The organism is Candidatus Hakubella thermalkaliphila (genome assembly GCF_013281975.1).
In the GTDB taxonomy this organism is placed as follows: domain Bacteria; phylum Actinomycetota; class Humimicrobiia; order Hakubellales; family Hakubellaceae; genus Hakubella; species Hakubella thermalkaliphila.
In genome coordinates this window covers 1-1,426 of record NZ_BLRZ01000248.1, presented here as the reverse complement: position 1 = coordinate 1,426, position 1,426 = coordinate 1, and the positions used below count along the sequence as shown (strand labels likewise).

Sequence of the window (1,426 nt, the reverse complement as noted above, 5' to 3'; positions counted from 1 at the left end):
AGAGCAGATAGTGTCTGTAGCCAGAGCCATTAAAGCTGCGGGGGCATCGATCTTGCGAGGTGGTGCCTTCAAACCCAGGACTTCTCCCTACAGTTTTCAAGGGCTGGGAAGAGAAGGACTTAAACTTCTGGCTTTAGCCCGTAAGGAGGTGGGTCTCCCCGTAGTTACGGAAGTTCTCGACGTGAGGGATATGGAACTCGTCTATGAGCACGTGGATATTCTCCAGAGCGGGGCCAGAAATATGCAGAATTTTCTCCTTTTAAGTGAAGCAGGGAAGCAGGACAAGCCCATCCTTTTAAAAAGGGGTTTTAGTGCCACCATCGAGGAGTTCTTAATGGCTGCGGAGTACGTGGCCAAAGAGGGAAATAGTAAGATAATCCTCTGCGAGAGAGGTATCCGCACTTTCGAGACGGCCACCAGAAACACTCTGGATATCAGCGCCGTTCCCCTTATCAAGAAGGCCAGTCATCTGCCTATCATCGTAGATCCGTGCCACGCTACAGGCAAGCATGATTTGGTCGTTCCCCTGTCTCGGGCTGCTGTTAGCGTGGGGGCCGATGGAATCATGGTGGAAGTGCACCCCTCGCCTCAGGAAGCTCTCAGTGACGGTCCCCAGTCCCTGACTCCCAGCGAATTTGAGACTTTGATGTCCGAGATCAGGCCCCTGGTTGAGCTATGCGGTAGAACCCAGCGACAGAGGAGGATTTGACAGACGAGGTTTAACAGAGGAGGTTTGATAGAGGAGATTTTCCGTCATGAGTGACTTTAGAAATATCTCCATAATTGGTATCGGGTTGATCGGAGGATCTCTGGGCCTGGCTCTTAAAGAAGCAGATTCTAGCCTGCGCATCCATGGTTTTGATATAAAGCCGGGCACAGCAGCCCAGGCCCAGCAAAGGGGTATTATAGACATAGCTTATGATAATCTGGAGGAGGCAGTCAAAGAAGCAGATGTGGTCTTCGTAGCTACTCCGGTGGGGGAGATAGTCAAGGTCATCCGTAAAGTCCTACCCTGGCTCCGAGCTGGAACTGTTATCACTGATGTAGGAAGCACTAAGGAGAAGATTGTGAGAACAGTGGAGAAAGCTCTACCAGAGGGAGTGCACTTTATCGGTGGCCATCCCATGACCGGATCGGAGCAGGAAGGCTTTGTCCATGCCAACAAGAATCTCTTTAAAGACTCCTATTATATCCTGACTCCCACTCCCAAGACAGATGGGCATGACCGACTCTACTCCGGGAAAAGCCTCCAAGGGAAGCTGGGCGATCTTGGCATCATCTCCAATGGCCCCGATTACGGTCCTGAATTCGCCCACCGAAACATGTCCCCTGGCTCCTATCTGCTCCAATTTCTGCACCACGTTGCGGATCTGTTCTTCGGTAACGCCTTTCTTCATAGTGATTATCATGACCAATTACCCTCCAT

General features: G+C 51.2%; 2 protein-coding genes. Both read left to right on the top strand.

The features are described from left to right. The coding region (gene aroF / locus HW443_RS11270) for a 3-deoxy-7-phosphoheptulonate synthase (RefSeq protein WP_176238230.1) at positions 1-709 on the top strand (709 nt) is incomplete at its 5' end. 46 nt (positions 710-755) lie between these two features. Beyond that, positions 756-1,426, top strand: a 671-nt coding sequence (locus HW443_RS14315; RefSeq protein ID WP_176238229.1) for a prephenate dehydrogenase, incomplete at its 3' end; no start/stop codon positions are given.